17 protein-coding genes are annotated in these 17,736 nt (G+C 51.0%); 7 read left to right on the forward strand and 10 right to left on the reverse strand.

All coding sequences use genetic code 11. The features are described from left to right. Positions 1–46: 46 nt before the first annotated feature. Both rbsK and ACTTK7_RS05250 read right to left on the reverse strand, forming a co-directional pair. The gene (gene rbsK, locus ACTTK7_RS05245; RefSeq protein ID WP_462866380.1) at positions 47–925 is read right to left on the reverse strand and encodes a ribokinase; all 879 of its coding nucleotides are present in this window, start codon (positions 923–925) and stop codon (positions 47–49) included. 7 nt (positions 926–932) lie between these two features. After that, complete coding sequence (locus tag ACTTK7_RS05250; RefSeq protein WP_462866381.1) at positions 933–2,048, reverse strand: CAP domain-containing protein; 1,116 nt, start codon at positions 2,046–2,048, stop codon at positions 933–935. A gap of 220 nt (positions 2,049–2,268) precedes the next feature. On the opposite strand from ACTTK7_RS05250, the gene ACTTK7_RS05255 reads away from it, so the two are divergent. Further along, positions 2,269–3,204 carry an accessory Sec system S-layer assembly protein gene (locus ACTTK7_RS05255; protein ID WP_462866382.1) on the forward strand — a complete coding sequence of 312 codons (936 nt, stop codon included), beginning with the start codon at positions 2,269–2,271 and terminating at the stop codon, positions 3,202–3,204. A gap of 79 nt (positions 3,205–3,283) precedes the next feature. Here the strand turns inward: ACTTK7_RS05255 and galU are convergent, their stop codons facing one another. Beyond that, a complete protein-coding gene (gene galU / locus ACTTK7_RS05260) occupies positions 3,284–4,171 on the reverse strand; it encodes a UTP--glucose-1-phosphate uridylyltransferase GalU (RefSeq protein WP_462866383.1) in 888 nt (295 codons plus the stop codon). Between the two features lie 344 nt (positions 4,172–4,515). On the opposite strand from galU, the gene ACTTK7_RS05265 reads away from it, so the two are divergent. Beyond that, on the forward strand, positions 4,516–5,082 hold the full coding sequence (locus ACTTK7_RS05265) for a transposase (RefSeq protein WP_462866385.1): 567 nt from the start codon (positions 4,516–4,518) through the stop codon (positions 5,080–5,082). Between the two features lie 18 nt (positions 5,083–5,100). Beyond that, complete coding sequence (locus tag ACTTK7_RS05270; protein ID WP_091613616.1) at positions 5,101–5,487, forward strand: single-stranded DNA-binding protein; 387 nt, start codon at positions 5,101–5,103, stop codon at positions 5,485–5,487. A gap of 82 nt (positions 5,488–5,569) precedes the next feature. Here ACTTK7_RS05270 and ACTTK7_RS05275 read toward each other — a convergent pair whose 3' ends face one another. Together ACTTK7_RS05275 and ACTTK7_RS05280 are read right to left on the reverse strand one after the other, a co-directional pair. Beyond that, entirely contained in the window at positions 5,570–6,085 is a 516-nt protein-coding gene (locus ACTTK7_RS05275; protein WP_462866387.1) for a VanZ family protein, read from the reverse strand. A 62-nt stretch (positions 6,086–6,147) separates the two neighbouring features. Continuing rightward, positions 6,148–7,926, reverse strand: coding sequence for an SLC13 family permease (locus ACTTK7_RS05280; protein ID WP_462866389.1), 1,779 nt, complete (start codon positions 7,924–7,926; stop codon positions 6,148–6,150). 225 nt (positions 7,927–8,151) lie between these two features. On the opposite strand from ACTTK7_RS05280, the gene ACTTK7_RS05285 reads away from it, so the two are divergent. Beyond that, the gene (locus ACTTK7_RS05285) at positions 8,152–8,391 is read left to right on the forward strand and encodes a DUF362 domain-containing protein (protein WP_022793374.1); all 240 of its coding nucleotides are present in this window, start codon (positions 8,152–8,154) and stop codon (positions 8,389–8,391) included. Between the two features lie 257 nt (positions 8,392–8,648). Here the strand turns inward: ACTTK7_RS05285 and ACTTK7_RS05290 are convergent, their stop codons facing one another. The 3 genes from ACTTK7_RS05290 to ACTTK7_RS05300 are packed head-to-tail and all read right to left on the reverse strand — an operon-like array spanning position 8,649 to position 11,688. Continuing rightward, a complete protein-coding gene (locus ACTTK7_RS05290) occupies positions 8,649–9,599 on the reverse strand; it encodes a glycine betaine ABC transporter substrate-binding protein (RefSeq protein ID WP_462866391.1) in 951 nt (316 codons plus the stop codon). A gap of 60 nt (positions 9,600–9,659) precedes the next feature. After that, positions 9,660–10,499 carry an ABC transporter permease gene (locus ACTTK7_RS05295; RefSeq protein ID WP_462866393.1) on the reverse strand — a complete coding sequence of 280 codons (840 nt, stop codon included), beginning with the start codon at positions 10,497–10,499 and terminating at the stop codon, positions 9,660–9,662. Then, positions 10,492–11,688 carry a quaternary amine ABC transporter ATP-binding protein gene (locus ACTTK7_RS05300; RefSeq protein WP_462866395.1) on the reverse strand — a complete coding sequence of 399 codons (1,197 nt, stop codon included), beginning with the start codon at positions 11,686–11,688 and terminating at the stop codon, positions 10,492–10,494. The genes ACTTK7_RS05295 and ACTTK7_RS05300 overlap by 8 nt, the downstream gene beginning before the upstream one ends. Before the next feature lie 257 nt (positions 11,689–11,945). Between ACTTK7_RS05300 and ACTTK7_RS05305 the strand changes: the two genes are divergently transcribed. Then, a complete protein-coding gene (locus ACTTK7_RS05305; RefSeq protein ID WP_462866397.1) occupies positions 11,946–12,488 on the forward strand; it encodes a GbsR/MarR family transcriptional regulator in 543 nt (180 codons plus the stop codon). A 9-nt stretch (positions 12,489–12,497) separates the two neighbouring features. On the opposite strand, the gene ACTTK7_RS05310 is transcribed toward ACTTK7_RS05305, so the two are convergent. Next, complete coding sequence (locus ACTTK7_RS05310) at positions 12,498–13,397, reverse strand: hypothetical protein (RefSeq protein ID WP_462866398.1); 900 nt, start codon at positions 13,395–13,397, stop codon at positions 12,498–12,500. A gap of 94 nt (positions 13,398–13,491) precedes the next feature. Between ACTTK7_RS05310 and ACTTK7_RS05315 the strand changes: the two genes are divergently transcribed. After that, complete coding sequence (locus ACTTK7_RS05315) at positions 13,492–14,490, forward strand: LLM class flavin-dependent oxidoreductase (RefSeq protein ID WP_462866399.1); 999 nt, start codon at positions 13,492–13,494, stop codon at positions 14,488–14,490. A 51-nt stretch (positions 14,491–14,541) separates the two neighbouring features. Here ACTTK7_RS05315 and ACTTK7_RS05320 read toward each other — a convergent pair whose 3' ends face one another. Further along, positions 14,542–15,759, reverse strand: a complete 1,218-nt coding sequence (locus tag ACTTK7_RS05320; protein WP_462866401.1) for an MFS transporter — start codon at positions 15,757–15,759, stop codon at positions 14,542–14,544. 344 nt (positions 15,760–16,103) lie between these two features. On the opposite strand from ACTTK7_RS05320, the gene ACTTK7_RS05325 reads away from it, so the two are divergent. Next, complete coding sequence (locus tag ACTTK7_RS05325) at positions 16,104–17,690, forward strand: solute:sodium symporter family transporter (protein WP_462866402.1); 1,587 nt, start codon at positions 16,104–16,106, stop codon at positions 17,688–17,690. Positions 17,691–17,736: the final 46 nt, after the last annotated feature.

Below are 17,736 nucleotides of genomic sequence, written 5' to 3' on the forward strand. Positions count from 1 at the left end.
TGTATCATATTTTGCCAGTTATTCTACATTCACTTCTGCATACATATTAAAGGTCCCCGCCTTCGATCTGCGAGCGCAGCGGCATGCCGCTCTGGGCTCCTTCCTTTTCGACTGAAAGCGCCGAGGCAGCATTGGCAAAACGGCAGGCCTCTTCAAGCGGCATCCCTTCGGCCACGGCTGTTGCAAACGCTCCATTAAAGGTGTCACCTGCCCCTGTGGTGTCCCGCACGTCCGCCGTCCGTACCGGAATAACGGCCTCGCTGCCATCTGCCCGGATAATGGATGCTCCCGCCGCCCCCTTTGTGACTACTACATTTTCACGGCGGCCGGCAATTGCCGGGTACTCGTTCCGCAGCTGTTCAAACTCCTGCTCGTTCGGTGTCAGATAGGAGGCTTTACCCCAATACTCCGGGGACAGCGGCTGCATTGGCGCCGGATTTAGAATAACCGGGGTCTGCTCCTCCTCAGCGGTTTGAAGCACCTTCTCCACAGCCGGCGCTGGGATTTCAAGCTGTACGAGCACTGCGTCCGCCTCTTTCAGGAGCGACCGGCTTTCTTCGATATCATCAGGACTGACCGTGGCGTTCGCCCCCGGGGTCACAATAATGCAATTGTCTCCTTCAGATACAATAATTACGGCCACACCGCTCGCAAGGTCTGGACGCATGCGGACATGCTCTGTATTGATGTCCTCGGTTTGCAAATGCTCCAGATATTCTGTGCCGAAAGCATCGCTCCCAACCGCTCCGACCATCGACACACGGGCACCGAGGCGGGCAGCGGCCACGGCCTGATTGGCCCCTTTCCCGCCATAATATGTATGAAAGCCCTCCCCGAGAATTGTTTCTCCCCGGGAAGGCATACGTTCCGCTGTGGTGACCAGATCCATATTAATACTTCCAACAACCACTATATTTGCCGGCATTCATCCATCACTCCCTGCTTGGACTAACAAAATTCTGCGTATAAAACGGACGGTTTTCGTCGTCAAATGCCACTCCGACTCCGAGACCATCGTAATTGCCTAGCATCGCTTCGCGGTGCCCTTCATACGAATTCAGCCATCCGGCCGTGGCATACAGCGGCGCCCGTTGGCCGGAGGCGATATTTTCAGCAGCCTGTACGTAGCGGATACCGTCCTGTTCCAGGCGGTCAAACGGAGACTGACCCTCCGGATTTACGTGATCGAAAAACTGATTTTCAGCCATGTTTTCACTGTGCGCTCTTGCAACAGCTGCCACCGGCTCATTGTAGGCAAGCGTGTCCCGGCCAAGCTGCACACGCTGGGCGTTGGTCAAGTGCCATACGAGCCGCTCATACGAATCCCGCGTTTCTTCGGACCCTTCGGCATAAAAGGAAGAAGCTCTTTCCACCTCTTTATCCACCAAAAGCAGGGCGTTCACCCTGTTTTCTTCATGGACGTCATAGAAAAAGGTCGCAAAGCCTTCCTCCACCTCGTAGACGCCCTGCTGCTGTTCATCCGTTTCCGTGCGGATGTTTCCGCGGGTTACTGTCTCCATAGATTCCCCGTACGTATCCTGAATAACATTGCGCCCGGTGCCCCAGCCGTTTCCTTCACCGTCCTGCCACGTCTGCTGGTTGGAATAAAGTGCCACTACGCGTCCGTCCTCAATCCCGTACTGGGCGTACTGCTCATAATCACTGTCGTAATAAATATGCCAGTCGAACGAATAGCTGCCGGCCTGCACGTCCTTCGCTTCCCCGCGTACCGCTTCCACTTCTTCAAGGCTGTCTCCAAGACTCACGCCTGCAACCTCCCAGTCTCCTGTTCCTTCAGGCACTTCCGTTTCCACAGTGCCAGCCTCTGGAGCGCCTCCGCTCGTTTCATCCGCCTGCAGGTTTTCCCCGAGCAGATTGGATAAAAACAGGGCCATTCGTTCGCCCTGCGTCTCCGTGCCCTCGTATGTCGTGTCGCCTGCTTCCTCGAGACGGTCCTGAACCCCGCTCCAGGGAGAATCCGCCGGGCTGTAAACTACGAACGCTGCCAACAGAGCCAACAACACCGCCGTACCAACCAGACTCTTCATGTGCATAACTCCTCTATTTGCTCATTTATTGTTTGTTTTACTCGTATGTATTAATTGTACAGGAAAAAGGCCTGCGGGAATATTAACTTGCATTTGGAGATTCCCCTTAAAAGTCCTTCGGCAGAATGATATACTGTAAGGACGTACAGACTATCTTTAACGCCAGTACATTTATACAACAAACTTTATAACTATGACATTTATAAAAGGGTGAAAAAGTATGGCTTTATTCGGTAAAAAAAAGCAATCGTCCCAGGGTGACGCTGTTAAACCAGACGAACTGGCAGACCAGACCCCGGCGGATGAGGAAATCATAGACGAAGCACACGATGACAGCGGACAGACCGTGGAAACGACTCTCAGCCTGCATCCGGACGCCGAAATTCCGGAGGAGGATGAATACTACCTCCGCTTTTTAAACGGGGAAGCACCCCGGCTGAAGCCCGGACAGGTCGCTCTATCAGGCATAAGCGCACAGCGGGATGAAAACGGACTGATGCTTGTCACCGCCTTTATCCGCAACGGCGCAGAAAAAGCCATCCGTTTGAAGCAGTCCACGGTGCTTCTGATGAGTAATGACAACCAGGTAATCGCGAAAAAGAAAGTGGATTTAAGCGGCGTCGGCGACATTCCGCCAAGAAGCGCCCGGCCGTGGAACTTTTATTTCGCTCCTAAGGAACAGCTCCAGCAGGAGCTTCCTAAAGACGGATGGAAAATCGGCTTTCACGTGGAAAAACCAAAGCGCGAACACCATCTTGATCTTGCCGACAGCTGGAAGAATGCGCTCAGCGACCAGCAGGTGGACAAGCTGAAGGACATGATCCGCGACATGAAGCCACCGCGTCCCGGTGAGGTCAACTTCATGGGCATGCGTGCCGTGCAGTCGGAAAACGGGGACCTCCATGTAACGCTTCTCATCCGCAACGGGGGCAACAATGAGCTCAAGCTCGACAACGTGCCGCTGCAGGTGGAGGATGCGCACGAAGAGGTCATTGCCCGGGGCGGATTTAAGCTCGACGACTTTGCCGTGCAGCCATTTTCAAGCCGGCCATGGACGTTTGTTTTTCCGCACCGTCTGCTGAAAAAAGAGGAAATCAACCTTTCCAAATGGAGAGCATATCCGATTAAAAAGAAACAGAATGAAGACAACGCGTAACGAAGGAGCCCAAATCGGGCTCTTTTTTTACGCAAAAAAGCCGCCGGGTACTGGCCCGTCGGCTTTTCATTCAGTATGATTATTTTTTGTCCGTTTCTTTTTGCAGAATATTATTCTGCAGGTAATCCTCGAGCGGCCCGCGCAGATCTTCCCGGTCGAGCGCGAAGTCGATCGTCGCTTTAACAAAGCCGAACTTATCACCGACATCGTAGCGCACACCGTCAAATTCATACGCCAGCACGTCCTGGCTTTCATTCAGCTTTGTAATGGCATCCGTCAGCTGGATCTCATTGCCGGAGCCGGGCGGCAGCGTTTCGAGAATGTCGAAGATTTCCGGTGTCAGAACGTAGCGTCCCATTACTGCATAGTTGGACGGCGCATCCGCAAGGTCAGGCTTCTCCTTTAAGCCCTGGACCTTGTGCACGCCGGCTTCTTCCTCGCTTTTCGGATCGATGATGCCGTACTTGGAAACGTCCTGGTCCGGAACCTGCTGGACACCGACGACCGAGCTCTGGTATTTATCAAAGACGTCTGTCAGCTGCTTCATGCACGGCTCGTCCGAATGCACAATGTCATCCCCAAGAAGTACGGCAAACGGCTCGTCCCCGATAAAACGGTGGGCGCACCAGATGGCATGGCCGAGGCCCTTCGGCTCCTTCTGGCGGATGTAGTGGATATTTGCCATGTTGGAGATCTGCTGGACCTCTTCAAGCTGCTTCGTTTTGTTTTTCTTTTCAAGCGTCTGCTCGAGCTCATACGAAACGTCGAAGTGATCCTCAATCGCGCGCTTGCCGCGTCCGCTTACAATAATAATGTCTTCAATGCCGGCAGCAATCGCTTCTTCTACTATGTATTGAATAGTGGGTTTGTCCACGATCGGAAGCATTTCCTTTGGCTGCGCCTTTGTAGCCGGCAGAAAACGCGTTCCAAGCCCTGCGGCCGGGATAATAGCTTTACGTACTTTCATCTTTTTTCCTCCTTGATAACTGTGATGCGTGCCTTGCACGCATGTTAAATACAAGACAAATTAAGCTGTATTCAACATACCATAACGAATGGGAAATACAAATACATGGGATAAAATCATCCTGCTTAAATTTTCCAAAGGCCGGGCAGGGCTCCCAAAGTGTTGTCACATTCTGCTTCTTCCTTTTGTTGGAATATATGGTATAGTAGTTATATTCTAACACGAAAGGAGGCGCAACCGCGTTTTTTCTGCTCCCAAGGCCCTGTCTGCGGCCTTATTTTCACCAACCCCCTCCTCTTGGTGAAATATTCCCTACAAATTTTTAGCGAAAGAGGTGTATGCCCGTGCCCCGGGAAGAACGCCTTTGGTTTCCTGGCACCGTCTATTACATTACTGCAGCTGGGGCTTCCAACCGCACCTTATTTCCCGACGAAAAAGACTATAAACAATACGTATACTTATTAGCTAAAGTAATCAATACCACGAAGCTCGACCTTCACGCCTACTGTCTGCTTCCGGACAGCATTCATCTGCTGGCCGAATCCACGTACGTCTCCATCTCCACCATTATGCGGGAGCTGCATGCATCCTATGCCATGCACTACCGGCGCCATTACGACACCCGCGGCCCTGTTTTCCAGGCCCGTTACCATTCCGAACTTCTCCCGGACGAAACGTCCTTTTTTGAACAGAGCCGCCGGATACACCTGCTTCCCTCTGAGAAGCTGAGTCACCCCTACCCCGGCTCGTACCGGTGGTGCAGCGCACGGGACTACCTTGCCCCGCAGCCCGAGTACGCCCCGAGACATCCCTTTTTATCCCTCGAACGCACTCTTGCCTTTTTTCCTTCTCCAAGACATGAATACTTTCACCAATTTTTATACCACACGTCTGTAACCCAGACCCACTAACTATTCAGGAGTGATTACATGTTTAACCAGGTGACACTTGTCGGCAGATTCACCCGCGATCCCGAATTAACCTATACGAAGGACGGCACCCCGGTATGCAACTTCACCCTTGCTGTTCAGCGGTCCTTTCGCAACCAGGAAGGGGAATACGACGCCGATTTCGTGCCTGTCACCGTATGGCGGCGCCAGGCGGAAACAACGTGCGAATACTGCCACAAAGGCGCTATGGTCGGTGTGAAAGGAAGAATTAATACACGTCTGTACGACAACAAGGACAACAAGCGCGTACAGGTGGTTGAAGTAAACGCTGAAGACGTCCGGTTTTTAAAGCTGCAGCCAGGCGCTTCTGACGCTCCGCCGGAAAGCATCGGCTTAAGCACTGAGCCTTTTCCTGCCGGCATGTAGCAGTTTTTCCCCTCGCTTTATCTCCCCGCATTACCCTCTCTTTCATAAACAAAGTCCCCCGCACTCCTCTGCAGGGGACTTTTTACATAAACCGCGAGCCGTACCTCCACAGCCAGCACAAAACAACAATCACCGCCGCAGCGGACACTCCGGTCATGTCGAGAGCAACATCCTGCCACATGCCGTGCCTGTCCGGGCTGAAGTGCTGCCGGAACTCGTCAAGCATGGCAAACATAAACACAAACCCATAGGCCCCGGCGAGCTTTCCCCAAAACGGCAGGCGGTACGGGTACACGGCGAGCAGAGCCGCTAGAAATATAGCGGTGAACATAAACACGTGGCTTGCCTTACGGATAAAAAATTCCACATAGCCTTCCACACCTGAGGCAGCTACACTTACCGGATCCCCGCCATAGGAAAAGGACGGCACAGACACATAAGGCTGCAGCCACTCAAACGGGATGTGCTCGAGCCACGGACGAATGTCCTGCTGCTGATACGGCATGGAGGTTGAAATGAGAATGGTCAGTACAGCACCTGCAAGCGGCAGTGCAAACAGCCATTTATGCGCGGACAGACTTTCTGCACGTATATCCAAGGTGCTTACCTTCTTTCTTCTTTATGTTCAGTATAAAAAAACTGCCGGCGCTTTTCCAGCCTTTAACCCCATACCGTCCATGTAATACTGATGGTAATGACCATAACAATCAGACTCACCGGCACGCCGATTTTCATAAAATCCGTAAACCGGTAGCCGCCCTGCGTATACACAAACAGATTCGTCTGGTAGCCGATCGGCGTAATAAAGCTAGCGGACGCTGCAATTGCGACAATCACCGCAACTGCCAGCGGAGAGACAGACAAAATATCCGCTGTTTCCAGTGCCACCGGGAGCATCACGATAGCCGCCGCATTGTTGGTTACCACTTCGGTAAACACATTTGTCAGTACATAAAGGGCTGTAAACACTCCGAGCACTCCGAAAGGCATAAACCAGTCAATCATCCGTTCTGCGAGAAGCGGGGCCGCACCTGTGCTCATCATCGCTTCCCCGAGCCCAAAGGCAGCAGCAATGACGAGCAGCACTTCATATGGAACATACCGGTGGGCATCCATCAGCGAAAGCGAGCCTGTCAGGAGCAGGCCGGCGACGGCGATCAGCGCTGCATAGAAAATAGGAATGATCTGCAGGGCAGCGAGACCCACCATCAGCATCATCATGACGAGCGGCAGCCAGCTTTTCCACCTCGGCCCCTTCAAAAAAGGATTCACGCTGTTTTTCAGTACGTGAAAATCATTATGGGCGCTCGTTTTTTGTTCGAATTCCGGACCAGCCAGCAGAAGTAGTGTATCTCCCGGCTTTACCACCATTTCTTTCATTTCGGGAGAATAGCTCTCATCATAACGGTGAATACCGATAATCGCAGCATCAAACCGCTGGTCAAAGAAAATGTCCTTTAGCTTTGTAAATAGAAGGTTGGAGTAGTGGGTTACCATTACTTCCATCAGCTTACGGTCCTTCGGCTCTTCAGCCGTTTTTTTCTCACTCGTTTCCGTTCTAATATCGAGACCATCCGTATTTTCAAGCCTCGCTACCTGGGCCAGATCTCCGTATACCACCAGACAATCACCCTGCTCCAGAATGTGGTGTCCGACAGGCTCTCTGCTTTTTGTTTCTCCGTTTGGCAGTAAGGCCAGCAGCTGCAGCGACGGATCGTTAATAAAACCCGCCCGTTTCAGCGTATCTCCGAGGTGGTTATAGCCCGGGGCGATTTCGAGCTTGAGCATATATTTCCGGCGCCCTTCCTTCTGATAAAACAACGGCGGCTTCCGGTCCGGCAGAATCTTTATACCAATCGTTAAAATAAAAATAGTGACCACCACTGTTGCCGGTATGCCTATCAATGCAAGCTGAAAAAAGTGAAACCCCGCGTAGCCCCGCTCCAGCAGGAGTCCGTGCACGACAAGGTTGGTGGACGTTCCTATCAGTGTAATCGTGCCGCCGATAATCGTGGCATAGGATAAGGGAAGCAGAAATTTAGACGGCGCCAGGTCATATTTCTCGCACCACCGTTTCACAAGCGGCGAAAACGTGGCAACGATCGGCGTATTATTTAAAAAACCACTCATCAGCGCCGAGGGAACAATCATTTTCATTAGTGATCCTCTCGGTGTGCGTCCCTTGCTAAGCACCCCTTCAACGAACCGGTCCACGATGCCGGTCTGCTGAACAGCCCCTGCGATAATACAAAGAAGGCCTACGGTCAGCATGCCCTGGTTGGCAAACCCCTTCAGCCCCTGTTGTGGTGTAATAATCCCTGTGATCAGCAGCAGGGAAAGAACGAATAAAAAAATAATACCCGGCCGCGCGATCTCCTTCATCAATGCTCCAATCATCGCCAATACGATAATCAGCACCCATACAATTTCCCAGGACACACTGTCACCTCCTTTTTTATAATTCATAGTATTTTAATATGTTTAATCAATTTTAGACTCACAACCTATTATACTTATCGCCAGGTAATTGTAAAGGAACACTATATGTTTTACACTAGAGAAAGAGAGGTTTCTTACCAGGCGCTGGCTTTCTTCAATGGAGAGACAGTTTTTCAGCGCGTAATCATAAATCTCTTGAAATACTTTGAAAAGAGGTGAACCAAAATGGCATTCGTCATTACATCGCCATGTATAGAAGAAAAAGCAGGAGAATGCGTGGATGTTTGTCCTGTAGACTGTATTGAAGAAGGAAAAGAGCAATTTTATATTGATCCCGACGTCTGTATCGACTGTGGTGCCTGTGTAGTTGTTTGTCCAGTAGAAGCTATCATCGAGGATACTGAACTCACACCGGAAACAGAGCCGTATCTGGAAAAAGCTAAACAATATTTCGGTACAGAATAAATCGAATCCCGCTTTCCATCAGCGGGATTTTTATATTTTTACAATCAGGCAGATTAAATATAGGGAAAACGGGTATATCATTACTACCCCACCCCCATACCTCGATTATTGGATCATTTAAAGCCAGTGGATGCCGCTGGCCCGGTTCATAATTGTGCCACTTCCCGATGTCCGCAGGCAGAAGCCTGCGGGCATTTGGTGTTTATAAAGACATAAATAAAGCCGAAGCTCCTGAGAGCTCCGGCTTACGGTTGTACTTATTCTTCTCCTTGAAGGTCTTCAATGGAATCAATATCCATATATTCTGGAACGACCAGGCCGGTAATCGCGCCTTCGAGGTTCGCACCAAGATCTTCATAGTCATCGCCATACTCTTCCATCTGGCTTGCGTGTGTATTCGGGAACCATCCGGCAACCATGCCGTCTGCTTCGCCGTCAGCAACAGCCGCAAACATCGGTCCGGCTTCAAGCTGTGTTAACGTGACATCGTAGCCAAGATCGGTGAGCACTTCTCCGACCACATTGGTGGAAGCAATTTCCGAGTCCCAGGCTACATAAACGAGCTCAATTGCTTCGCCGTCAACCTCTTCCACCCCATCGGTCCACTCAGATACCATATCTTCGTTTTCATCCACCCAGGCAGCAGCGGCTTCAGCCGGCTCGGTGCCATCCTGAATTTCTACCATGATCTCTTCCATGTTAGAAGCTTCCCACTGGAACTGGTCGAGGAACTGATACGCTCCCGGCATATCCTCTTCAAGTCCCTGGCGTACGACGGTATGAATATCGTCACCTTCGCCGTAGGAGCCTTCCGGGTCTTCCAAATACTTCAGATCATATTCTGCAAATTTCCAGTGCGGAGTCCAGCCGGTAACAATAATCGGCTCTTCATTTTCAATCGCATCGCCGAGTGCGCCCGTCATCGCCGCACCGGAGCTCGACTGCAGATTCCAGTTACTGAGGCCGTAATCTTCAATGGCCTGTTCTGATTGAGACATAATACCAGCACCGGCATCAATACCAGTGATCGTATAATCAACTTCTTCACCAAAACCGCCGCCGGAAGAGGATTCTTCACTCGATCCGGAATCGTCAGAGCCGCCGGATTCTTCTGAATCCCCGCCGCCTCCGCCACCGCAGGCGGTCATCACTGCTGCCATTGAAATTCCGGCTGCGCCTAAACCAGCTTTTTTCCATAATTTTTCCATGTGAATTACTCCCCTTTTGTTCATAATTTATATGGCTACTCCCTGTTTCGGGAGGTATACCTATTTTCGTTTACTTGCTCCAATGCCCTGGGTCAGACGATCGAGAATGATCGCTACAATCACTATCGCAAGACCTGCTTCAAAGCCGCCGCCGACATCGTTCCGGCCGACTGCAAAATAGACGGCTGTTCCGAGGCCGTCTGCCCCGATCATCGAGGCAATAACGACCATCGAAAGCGCCAGCATGATCGTCTGGTTAATCCCGGCCATGATTGTCGTTTTCGCCATCGGCAGCTGCACCTTAAACAGCTTCTGATTGCCCGTCGACCCGAAGGCCTCCGAAGCTTCAATAATCTCTGTCGGCACCTGACGGATCCCGAGATTGGTGAAACGGATCGTCGGTGGCATCGCAAAGATGACCGATGCCACAACGCCCGGCACCATCCCGATGCCGAAAAAGGCCACCGCCGGAATCAGGTACACAAAGGCGGGCATTGTCTGCATAAAGTCGAGCACCGGCTTTATCGTGCCCTCAACCGCAGAGCTCCTCGACATCCAGATGCCAACCGGCACCCCGATGACAATGGAAATCACCCCGGCGGTCAGCACAATTGCAAGCGTCAGTACCATGTCCTGCCAGTAGCCCAGGTTCCAGATAAGCAGCAGCCCAAGCAGAACAAATACCGTCAGACCGATTTTTCTTCCGGCAAACCAAAAGGTTAATCCGACCATAATGATCAGCAGAAGCCACGGCGGAAAGATGCCGAAAAACCATTCAAAGCCACTGATGATATATCCTATAAAATCGGTAAGAGGACCAAAGATAAATTCGGCCTGGGTCAGCCATTCGACAAACGCATCAATCCAGGCAGCAAGCGGCAGCGGTGTAATGTTACTCAACGGCCTCCACCTCCTTACCGGAAAGCAGCGCCATGACAGAGCCTCTTACGACGATGCCTACGATCTTGTTATCTTCATCAACGACGGCTACTGGTGTGTTTTTGTATGTAAGCAGCTCGATCATTTCTTTAACTACGGTATCCTTTTGCACCGTGGGCACATCTTCATGCAGAACGCTCCGAATATCTTCCGAGCCCTGCTCCACCAGCTGTGATACTTCATCAGCATGAATAATTCCGAGCAGTGTCCGGTCTTTATTGGTTACATACAGGCTCGAAATACCTTCCCTTTTCATGCGCTGCAGTGCCGCTCTCGGACCGTCTTTATCAATCGTGAGCGTCTCAGGACGTTTCATGACGGCTTCGGCAGTAAATACCTTGGAGCGGTCCACATCCTCCACAAACTGGGCCACGTAGTCATCTGCCGGGTGCTGAAGAATTTCCTCCGGTGTGCCGATCTGAACAACCCGCCCGTCCTTCATGATCGAAATGCGGTCCCCGAGCCGGAGAGCTTCATCCAAATCGTGGGTAATAAATACAATCGTCTTTTTCATCCGGCCCTGCAGTTCAAGCAGCTCGTCCTGCATTTCCTTCCGGATCAGAGGGTCAAGCGCCGAGAATGCTTCATCCATCAGCAGAATATCTGTATCCGCTGCAAGCGCCCGTGCCAGGCCGACCCGCTGCTGCATCCCCCCGGACAATTCATCCGGGTACATGTTGCCGTAACCGCCAAGGCCGACCAGCTGCAGAGCTTCATCTGCTTTTTTCTTCTTCTCCTGCTCCTCGAGCCCCTGGATCTCCAGGCCGTACGCGACGTTGTCGAGAATCGTACGGAACGGAAATAGTCCGAATTGTTGGAAAACCATGCTCATTTTTTCCCTGCGCACCGCTCTCAGCCCTTTGTCGTCCATACGGGCCAAATCGTCCCCGTCCACCCAGACGCTTCCTTCGGTCGGATCAATTAACCGGTTCAGAAGTCTCACAAGTGTAGATTTTCCGCTCCCGGAAAGTCCCATGATCACAAATATTTCTCCGGCCTCCACCGAAAAATTGGTTCGGTTCACACCAACCGTGCAGCCGGTTTCTTCCAGGATTTCGTCTTTCGATTTCCCCTGTTCCAGCAGTTTAATTGCACGGTTCGGGCGTTTGCCGAAGACCTTGGTTAAGTTCTCCACTTCTATCTTCGCCAACGTTTCACACCTCGTTTACTATGTCTCTGTCTAAATTTATTATCACTCTTTTACTATATATTATTAGGCTAAAAGTTACAAAACTTTTATCATGCCATTTAAAGCCTTTTGAGGCGTAAAGTATATACTGTACATACATTATATACTTATATCTATTAATATCTGCTGATTAAAGGACTTAACGACCGAATATTCAATTTTTTTATTTTAAATCAGTTTGCTAAACTTTAACCATACATGCAAAAAGGGGGGCCCGTATGGAAAAGAAGGAGCAGCATATTCAGAACAAGCTGGATGAAGCAAAAAACCAGTTCATTTCCACGATTGCCCAGAACATGGGCCTATACGGTGTTTCCGATACCAACGGGCGCCTGTACGGCACCATGCTGTTTGCCAAGCGTCCCATGACACTCGATGACATGAGCGAGGCACTGGGCATGAGTAAAATGAGTATGAGCACCGGTATACGGGCCCTCATGGACGCAGGCATGGTCGAACGGGTATGGGAAAGGGGAGTACGCAAGGATCTGTACCAATCCAACGACGATTGGTATCAATCATTTACCTCTATTTTTGTGAACCGCTGGCGGGAGGCCTCGGATAATAATCAAAAGGCAGCCCGCCGCGCCAAAGAGGAATTTGAATCCTGCTTAGAGGAATCGGAGGATCCTTATCTTATCGGAGTGCTTCAGCACGATCTTGAAAAAATCAATTACGCCCTGAGCTATTATGAGTGGCTTGATGAAGTGATCCGCATTTTTGAAAGTGGTGAAATTTTTACGATGATCCCCCCGAAGTAATTGCCGCTTTTAAATTTCCAGCAACGGCAGACGGTGCTCAAGCCGGATCTGCTCCCTTACTCTGACTGCCGCCTCTGCCCCCGTGGCATCTTTTTGCCATAGCAGGGCATACTGATACAGGTCGTGCCATTCCAGAATATTCGCAAACTGCTGCAGTGAAGAAAGCGGTATGCTTCGCACGCTGTCATAGCCGGCGAGCAGTTCATTAAAAACCATTCGGGCAAAGGGCTGATAGTCCTGTTCGCCGGAAAGGGAAAGCAGAATGTCCCGCAGCAGCGCAGCAAGGTCATATAAGCTTACATGCACCCCCGGCATCGCTCCCGGGAACAAACCCCCTCCCCCAGCATTCCCCTTCTCCCTGTTTATCTCTCTGAAAACAAAGCCTGTGTCCTCCAGCTGAAGGGCTGCACGTTCGATCACGGGAAACAGCGCATCGACGCTTCGCCGGATCATCGTCTGGCCTTTTGGAAGCAGCAGCTCCATCTGCCGGTATTCTGCCTTTATAGTCTGCTCTGCCAGCCAAACTCTGTCTTTGTCGTTTAGCGGCAGCTTCTCGTGCCAGCTGCGGTGCTTTTCTGCCAGACAGGCACCAAGCTGCCGGTAATGTTCTTCTTCCCTACCCGCGTGCTCACAGCTTACCGGCTTCCTCTGATACATATAGGCCCAGCCTGCCTCCCCGGCATCCGCCAGTTTATCTCCCTCTCTTGTCTTTTTGATGCTGATATCGTTACCAACTTCAAGCCACCAAATCGTTTCGTTTTCCGGAAGCACAAGCTCACCGGTCACAAGCTCCCACACCAATCCTTCTTTATCCCTTACACTACAGCGCCTGGATCCTTGTGGCCCGGGCGAAGCTGCTTCTATACCGTATACCTGTTGAATCCAACGACGGGTCGATTCTGCATTCATTGCTCTTCCCCATTTCATTTACTGTAGATTTTTTCGTTTTTCTTTTACACTGGACTAGCATAGAAAAACATTCTGTTTAGCTGGAGGAACGAAGATGAATATCAGTATTCTTGATCAGTCACCAATTGCAGAAGGCGAGACCCCCGAAAAAGCCTTCGAACACACCCGTGAACTCGTTCAAACAGCGGAGAAATGGGGATTTCACCGCTTTTGGGTGGCCGAGCACCACAGCACCAGCGGCCTGGCCGGCTCATCGCCGGAAATTCTGATGTCGCATCTCGCAAGCGTCACTACAACCATCCGTATCGGCTCGGGAGGCGTCCTGCTCCCGCAATACAGCCCGTACAAAGTAGCGGAAAACTTTAAAGTGCTTGAAGCGTTGTTTCCCGGACGGATCGACCTTGGCATTGGAAGATCTCCCGGCGGGGGCAACACCATCCGGGAAGCTCTGACAGATGGCAATAAAAAGAGCATGTCCGCCTTCCCCCGGCTTCTTCAGGAAGTCCAGGGGTTTATTGACCGTTCCCTTCCCGGAGATCACCCCTATGCTTCGATTAAGGCCTCCCCGATGAGCAGCTCCCTGCCGGAAACCTGGGTGCTCGGCTTGTCCGAGCGCGGGGGCCGGGATGCCGGAAAACAAAGTGCCGGCTTCATGTTCGGCCAGTTTATCAGCCCGGATCAGGGCATTGAGGCAGTCCGTAAATATCACGCTTCTTTTGTCCCAAGCGACCGGCAGCCCCGGCCGGTGGCCGCTGCCTGTGTATTTATTGTCTGTGCGGCTACCGATGAAGAGGCTGAGCACCTGGCGCTGAGCCAGGACCAGTGGCTTCTGAATGTCGAAAAGGGCACAAATACGAAAGTGCCTGCCCCGGAGAGCGTAGATCCCGGCTCCTGGACTCAGGAGGAATGGAAAAAAGTGAGGGAGAATCGGCGTCGTGCTGTTATCGGCTCCCCGGCTGCTGTGCAAAAACAGCTGCGTGAACTGCGGGATAAGCTCGGGCTTGATGAACTGATGGGTATTACCAATATTTATGATTTTGAAGCAAAAAAGAAATCCTTCCAATACGCCGCTGATATTGCCGCCAATCTTTAAATGAAAAAATCCGCACGCCCGGAACAGGAGCGTGCGGATTTTTTCATTTTCCTAGTAGGAATCTGCTGCCGGTACTCCCTGGCTGCTTTCCCGGGATTCTTTTTCACTGGAACGGAAGGAGAGCCACGAAAGCATCAGACCTAAGAGCGTAATGACAGCACCGGCCATGCCAATCAGCGGCAGGCTCAGCCCAAGACTGATCACAACACCGCCAACCCAGGCGCCAAAGGCGTTCGCCAGGTTAAAGGCAGAGACCGCGGACGCACTTGCAATTGAAGGCGCACCCTCTGCTGCCCGGATGACCGTTGTCTGCAGAATTGGTACTGTACCAAAGGCTCCCATTCCCAGCAGAAGCACCGATAACGGGGCGAGCCATGGGATGGTACTCGTTAAGGTTAGCGTCGACAGAATCACGGTCAGTGAAGCCATCACCACCATCAGCGGCTTCAGCAGGGACTCCGCATTCAGACGCCCCGAAAGCATATTGCCCAGAACGCCTCCGACCCCGAATAAAAAGAGGGAAAGCGTTATACCTGCCGGACCAAAGCCTGTTATATCCTGAAGCAGGGGCTCAATATACGTGTAGGCGGTAAAAACACCTGAATAGCCGAATACTGTAATAGCGAGCGCAAACAACACCTGTTTTCTTTTGAAAACACCAAGCTCTTTTCGCATGGATGTCGGTTCTTCGGCATTCATGTTTGGTACATAAAAGATAATCCCGAGCAGGCTGATCACGCCGAGTCCGGCAATACCGGCAAACACTATGCGCCAGTCAAATAAATCTCCGATATATGCACCGAACGGCACACCAATCATTAAGGAAATCGTCAGTCCGCCATTAATGGCTGCCACCGCTCCGGATTTTTTCGATGGAGGGACAACTTCGCTTGCCATAACCATCGCAATGGCAAAGAACGGTCCGTGCATCAATGCAGAGAAGACGCGCGCCCACAAGAGCACTGTGTAATTTGGCGCCAGGGCGCTGGCCACGCTTGATCCGATAAATAACAGCATGAGTCCGATTAATACATACTTCCTTGGAAACTTCACCAGAAGAGATATGGCAATTGGCGAAAGCACGGCGACGCCGAGCGCATACATACTGACAATCAGACCCGCGGCAGAAATCGTGATGCCAAAGGAGTCAGAGACATTCGACAAAATCCCCATGGCGACATATTCAGTAGTACCGATAGCGAACGTAGAAATCATGAACATGGCAATCATCACCATTGGGCGGAACGTTTGGCCATTGCGTACGATCATTGTTATCCCTCCTTGATATATTGATTAATGAATTTTTCACTCTGTTTATCCCACAACGAGTACTTATTCTATAGGCTGGACTTTCATGCGTCTAGACTGTAAAACGCTTACGACACAAAATTGTCACATTTTTTTCTGTTGATTTTTTTGTCTTCATCATGTAAGGGTTATCATTTCCTTTTTATCAACTTTTGTATTTGTATTAAAAAATCATCTTTATGATGTTTTTTATACAATTCGCTGTTATCAGGGGTTTGCGCGGAAATTGGCAGGGGTAAACCTTTTTTCGTGCGCACTATTCAAAACGTTTTGATAAACTCATACAGCAGGAAAGAAGGGACATCATGTTTTCACTTTTTACATTCATACTTATCACTATCGCCATTGCCGGCTACGCCGCCTACCGGACGAAAAACATTAATATGCAGAGCCAGGAGGGCTATTTTCTCGGCGGCCGCAGTCTGATGGCCCTCACCATTGGCTCATCCACCCTGCTTGCCAATCTCTCCACCGAGCAGCTCGTTGGACTTAGCGGGCAGACGTACACCGGCTCGATGGCTTCGATGGCCTGGGAGGTTACTACACCAGTGGCGCTCATTTTTATGGCATTTATGTTTTTACCTAAATACTTACGGGCGGGCGTAACTACCGTTACCGAGTTTCTTGAAAAGCGCTATGATCAGCGGACAAGGCAGATCGTTTCATTACTTATGCTGCTCGGGTTTGCTTCCTCGTTTCTGCCGACCGTGCTGTATTCGGGCTCCCTTGTGCTTGATCAGATATTTGATATTTCGGATGTGCTTGGCACGAGCCAGTTTTTCACCGTCTTAATTGTTTCTGCCGGCATCGGACTTATCGGCATGCTTTATATTGTGTTCGGCGGCCTGAAGGCTATCGCCTCCGCGGATTCACTGTACGGCGTCGGACTAATTGCCGGTGGTATTCTTATTCTCGTACTCGGGCTTATGGCGCTCGGCAATGGCAATATGTTTAACGGGGTTGGGACGCTCACCTCGGAGCATACTGACAAATTAAACGCCATCGACGGCAGCAACGACGCCCAGGTGCCGTGGCCGACAATATTTATGGGGCTTTTATTTAACAATCTTTTTTACTTTTGTATTAATCAGGCCATCGTTCAGCGCCCGCTTGCGGCACGTAATTTAAAAGAAGGCCAGAAGGGTGTCATGATTACTGCCCTATTTAAATTATTCGGCGCCTTTTACCTCGTGCTGCCGGGCGTGATTGCCTATCATCTGTACGGCAGCAGCCTCGCGAATGGAGACGCCGCTTATCCGACGCTCGTGACCGATCTGCTGCCGCCGGTGCTGACCGGCGTGTTCGCAGCTATTTTGTTCGGCGCTGTCCTGAGCTCGTTTAACGGGGGCATCAACAGCGTCATTACGCTGTTTACGCTTGATTTATATAAACCGTTGTTTCACCCGGATGCCGATGAAGCAGCCCTCGTTCGTTCCGGGCAGCGGTTTGCCATGATTGTCGCTATTGTCTCCATCTTTATTTCGCCCTTTATTTTGTTTGCCCCGTCAGGGCTGTACAATTATCTGCAGGAAATGTTTGGTTTCTTTAACATTCCGGTGCTTGCCATTATGGTCGTCGGCTTTTATACAAAAAACGTATCACCGTTTGCCGCAAAGGTGGCCGTACCGGTACACATCATTTTGTACGGAGCAAGCAAAGTCTTTATCGGAGAGCTCAATTTCCTTTATGTATTGAGTGTGCTGTTTCCGCTCAGCGTTATCGTGATGCTCGTGGCCGGGAAATTCAAGCCGATGGATGAGCCCTTCGAATTTAAAAACGAAGCACCGGTGGACATGGTCCCGTGGAAATTTGCCAAGCCGGCAGCGGCCGGCCTGATTATCGGCATCGGCATTCTTTATGTGATCTTCTCTCCTCTCGGAGTCGCCTCCTAATCTCAAAAAAGAGCACCGCAGCCGGAATTGGCCGCGGTGCGTTTTC

It is taken from the genome of Marinococcus tarijensis, assembly GCF_054971385.1.

What these genes read in the sequence shown, in the direction of transcription:
- rbsK (WP_462866380.1), bottom strand. Translation starts at nt 925, where the DNA reads ATGCCGGCAAATATAGTGGTTGTTGGAAGTATTAATATGGATCTGGTC.
- ACTTK7_RS05250 (WP_462866381.1), bottom strand. Translation starts at nt 2,048, where the DNA reads ATGAAGAGTCTGGTTGGTACGGCGGTGTTGTTGGCTCTGTTGGCAGCG.
- ACTTK7_RS05255 (WP_462866382.1), top strand. Translation starts at nt 2,269, where the DNA reads ATGGCTTTATTCGGTAAAAAAAAGCAATCGTCCCAGGGTGACGCTGTT.
- galU (WP_462866383.1), bottom strand. Translation starts at nt 4,171, where the DNA reads ATGAAAGTACGTAAAGCTATTATCCCGGCCGCAGGGCTTGGAACGCGT.
- ACTTK7_RS05270 (WP_091613616.1), top strand. Translation starts at nt 5,101, where the DNA reads ATGTTTAACCAGGTGACACTTGTCGGCAGATTCACCCGCGATCCCGAA.
- ACTTK7_RS05285 (WP_022793374.1), top strand. Translation starts at nt 8,152, where the DNA reads ATGGCATTCGTCATTACATCGCCATGTATAGAAGAAAAAGCAGGAGAA.
- ACTTK7_RS05290 (WP_462866391.1), bottom strand. Translation starts at nt 9,599, where the DNA reads ATGGAAAAATTATGGAAAAAAGCTGGTTTAGGCGCAGCCGGAATTTCA.
- ACTTK7_RS05305 (WP_462866397.1), top strand. Translation starts at nt 11,946, where the DNA reads ATGGAAAAGAAGGAGCAGCATATTCAGAACAAGCTGGATGAAGCAAAA.
- ACTTK7_RS05310 (WP_462866398.1), bottom strand. Translation starts at nt 13,397, where the DNA reads ATGAATGCAGAATCGACCCGTCGTTGGATTCAACAGGTATACGGTATA.
- ACTTK7_RS05315 (WP_462866399.1), top strand. Translation starts at nt 13,492, where the DNA reads ATGAATATCAGTATTCTTGATCAGTCACCAATTGCAGAAGGCGAGACC.
- ACTTK7_RS05320 (WP_462866401.1), bottom strand. Translation starts at nt 15,759, where the DNA reads ATGATCGTACGCAATGGCCAAACGTTCCGCCCAATGGTGATGATTGCC.
- ACTTK7_RS05325 (WP_462866402.1), top strand. Translation starts at nt 16,104, where the DNA reads ATGTTTTCACTTTTTACATTCATACTTATCACTATCGCCATTGCCGGC.